The 3,621-nt window shown below is 36.9% G+C and carries 5 protein-coding genes and 1 pseudogene; 1 reads left to right on the top strand and 5 read right to left on the bottom strand.

The window, feature by feature from the left end; genetic code table 11:
- Positions 1-245: pseudogene (locus AP75_RS14395) on the top strand (IS5/IS1182 family transposase); the annotation flags it as partial.
- 230 nt (positions 246-475) lie between these two features.
- Here AP75_RS14395 and AP75_RS13490 read toward each other — a convergent pair.
- The 5 genes from AP75_RS13490 to AP75_RS13470 form a co-directional block, all read right to left on the bottom strand.
- Entirely contained in the window at positions 476-907 is a 432-nt protein-coding gene (locus AP75_RS13490) for a chymotrypsin family serine protease (RefSeq protein WP_088264971.1), read from the bottom strand.
- A gap of 198 nt (positions 908-1,105) precedes the next feature.
- Positions 1,106-1,690: a hypothetical protein gene (locus tag AP75_RS13485; protein ID WP_088264970.1), complete on the bottom strand. Its 585-nt coding sequence runs from the start codon at positions 1,688-1,690 to the stop codon at positions 1,106-1,108.
- A 32-nt stretch (positions 1,691-1,722) separates the two neighbouring features.
- Positions 1,723-2,631, bottom strand: a complete 909-nt coding sequence (locus AP75_RS13480; RefSeq protein WP_088264969.1) for a relaxase/mobilization nuclease domain-containing protein — start codon at positions 2,629-2,631, stop codon at positions 1,723-1,725.
- Positions 2,597-3,073, bottom strand: coding sequence for a plasmid mobilization protein (locus AP75_RS13475; protein WP_088264968.1), 477 nt, complete (start codon positions 3,071-3,073; stop codon positions 2,597-2,599). Before AP75_RS13475 ends, AP75_RS13480 begins: the two co-directional genes overlap by 35 nt.
- 237 nt (positions 3,074-3,310) lie before the next feature.
- Positions 3,311-3,621 (bottom strand): toprim domain-containing protein (locus AP75_RS13470; protein WP_185116488.1); only part of this gene is annotated, 311 nt, incomplete at its 5' end.

Here is a 3,621-nt window from a genome sequence, read left to right as displayed (position 1 = left end):
TTAGAACCAGAGCGGCAATAGAACCTATCATCGGACATTTAAAAACCGATTTTAGGCTGGCAAAAAATTACTTCATGGGAGAAACGGGACCACAAATCAATGCATTACTAGCTGCAACCGCTTGGAACATGAAGAAAATGATGGAACTACTGAAACAGAAAATTATTTTCTTATTTTATAAGATACAAATTATGCTGTTTTCTAATCCTGTTTTTAAATATAAATTAAATAGTGGGTTTTGTTAAGGAACGACTATTTATTATATTGTAACTAAGTATAGCATTATTTAAAAAATAATTTTTTTCAAATTTTGTTGTAGTTAATTTTAAACAATATTCTTGACAATTTGATTTTTCAACAGTATTTACTGGTAAAATATTTGAATCCATTACAGCTTTTTCATGTTTTGAGGGTTGTATTTTATTGTTAATACAATTACAGCTAAAAAGCAGTGTGAAAATTAGCATATTTATCTTCATAATTTTTTTTTTTTGCGAGATAGCCCAAGAGCTGATAGAACATTATTAGCTTTACAATAATATGTAACTGAATTTTTTAACCCAACATGAACTCCTACTGTATATCTTGTGTTGGACGCGCTCACATATGAATATATTATACCACCACTATCACCTTTTATAGCAGGATATGTCGCAGATGTTAAATTATATAGAGTAGTGCCATCTTCGTTTTCTATAATAACATTAGTATCTAAAATTTTACCAGAAGCTTGTGTATATGCTCCACGAATATTAATTGTTGTCCCAACACCAGGTAGACTAGTCAATGTAGATAAATTGTTAACTCCACCAATTAAATTAGTCGTGTAATTATTAGGGTAATCATGTAATAAAATAAAACTTGCATCAATATTACCACCAACTGTAGATTTATCAACAGTTCCCACATATGTATTATTTCTATATACATCAGCATTTGAATAAAAAACATGACCTGAAGATAAAACAGCAGCAGGTGAAAATTATTTTAAAAAAAATTCAAGGTGTCTTTTCAATATTAATCACCGTTTAATGTGGATGTATAAACCGTTTTTAAAATTATTTGTCCAGTTTTTTATTAAAAAACTGGACAAACAACACTTGATTCACCTACTCTCATACCCCTCTTTAAACTTCAAAAACTTTTCTGCATCCTTTGGGTTTTTCTGCATCCATTTTTTCATCAGCTTAGTGTTGTATTCTAGTTGCTTCACCTGCTCTGTTTCATAAATCGCCTTGTTTTCATCCTTGATCTCCTCCAGGATTTCCTCTCGAACCTCGGTCTTGGTGCGGATGCTTTCGCGGTACCAGTTTTTTCCTAGATAAACAGTTGCTGATAAAATAAAAAATGCAACCAGCAATATAGCTACGATTCCGAAAAACCAATATTTAACTGTATCTGATTTCTGATGGAATTTTTCCAGATGCTTTATAACGTCCGGAGGTAATTCAGCGATAATATTGTTGGGGATGGATTTAAGCAATTCCTGCCGCTTTAGATTTTCTTCATGTGCCAGTGCTTGGATCTTTTTCACATCCTCCTTGATGTCGCAGTACATGTGGAAAATCGCCTTCCCCGAAATTTCTACCGCCTTATTACTTTCTATGACGCGGTGCAAAAGTTCGATGCCTGCATCTTGTGAAGAATAATTTTCTGTATTCTCCTGGTTGTTAAATTCGTTGTTGTTCATTTTGTTTTTTTTTGATGTTTTTTTTTAAAGACCTATCGCCTCCTTTTTCTCTTCCTCAGCAATTCGTCGTCAGCCGCCGGTGTGTAGCTCGGTTTGAGCAGTTCCTTCACGGCATTTTCAATCTCCCTGAGGGCTGATTTTTCCGGATTTTTTATTTCGTTCGTTTGTGGATTACTCTGACTGAAAATTGCCGACTGGTGGCTTTCCGCATTCCGGTTTAGAATTTCTTTGATATCTTTGATTTTCAGTTTGTTTGTAATCTCGGAAAGTTTGTAACCGGGATGGTACTGCCTCTGGGTTTGGTCGTTGATGTCCTTTAATCTAACAATCCGCATCCCCGGAATACCGTCCTTCACATTCTGCGAGAGCGTCACTCTGTAACCACATCTCCGCATATAATCCACCAAGTCGTCAAAATTTCTTGAGACCTTCAGACAGTTTTGCAGAACTTTCAGCATCTGCTGCTTTTTCTCTTTCCCTATTTCCACATCTGTTTTCAGGTTCATCTCTTTGCAAACATTTCTCACTGATTCACCGAAGCGTTTCCCGATATTGGCAGATTTTACCGTGCATTTACCATAAACATCTATGCGGTTCACGATGAAGTGGATATGTTTCTGCTTCGTGGAATTGTGGACATCCAGGACGACCTGGTTATTTTCTGTAAGTCCCACATCTTTCAATGATTTTAAAGCCAGTTCCTTCAATTCGTTGTTGGTCAGTATGTCTCCAATTTCCTTTGCCGGAGAAATGTAACCTGTGAGAGCCCATTTCTTTACATTCGGATTTCTCTCGGCGACAATCTTCATCTCTTCAAATCTTTCCTCCGGCGTTGTTGAAAGCAGGTTGTTGGAATAAATACATTCTGCCGTGCCTTTGTCGTTGCCGTTGTATTCAATCGCTATCTTACTGATCCTCCTCGTCGTTGCCGAATTGTTCATGCTTGATGATTTGTTGGTAGAGGTATTCCCGGATCAACCTCGTTGTGGTTTGAATTTCCTCAAGGATCTCTTTCTTGTTTTCAAACTCATTCCATTCTCTGTTCCGGAGCAGATTGGATATCCTTATAAAGTTGTTGCCGTAATTCAACAGAACCGCATCGGTTTGAAACTCGTTAACTTTAATTTCCTTTTCGGTAGAAATCAGTCTTAAATATTTGGATATTTTCAGGTTATATTTTTCTGCTTCCTTTCGAATTTTCTCAAACTCCTTTTCGGTAAAACGAACTGAGACTACCTTCGAAAATTGGTTCGCCGTCTTCTTTTTCAAACCTCCCTTTCGACCAATTTCTCGGAACCGGTTCTTTCTTTTTTCTTCTGCAACCTTTGCAATTTGCTGCTCGGAAATCTGCCTGACAAACTGTTTTAAAAAGTCATTTTTCATCTTGTGTTTATTTTGTGTTTAATTTTTTTATGATTTTAAATTACTGGCTTGAATTCCATTTCCAAACAAGTGTTTCCGACGACAGGAGGAAACCAAAAAGCCCGATTTTTACGACAAGCCCCACGCTTGTTGTAAACATTGGGTACTTTTTGCACTAGACACATGGCAAGTTTTTACCCAGCCTTTTTAGAGCATTCCACCTGTGCTTATTTTGCGCAGGCCGGCTTGTATGAATCTTCATCTTTTTCTCCTGTAAATATTCCTGTTTCCCTCGGGCTCGTGTATGGCTGTTTGATTTTTTTCAAGCTTATTTTCAAGTGTCTTTTCTTCCTGTGATATCAGGAAATCATTCAGATCTTGATGGGGAAAATATTCATTCGACCGGTCATCTGCCTCCGGGAATATTTTCAAAATTGAATCCCTGCACTGTTCGCCGGCGCGATCGTTATCCAAGTACATTTCGACAGATTTATAATTTCCAAAAAGCCCTGATGTCTTGTGAACCATGGCGACAGAATTCAGAATTAGATTGTCGGAAGGTGTCTTTT

The organism is Kaistella haifensis DSM 19056 (assembly GCF_000735695.2).
Lineage (GTDB): Bacteria > Bacteroidota > Bacteroidia > Flavobacteriales > Weeksellaceae > Kaistella > Kaistella haifensis.
This window is presented reverse-complemented; position numbering and strand designations above follow the sequence as displayed.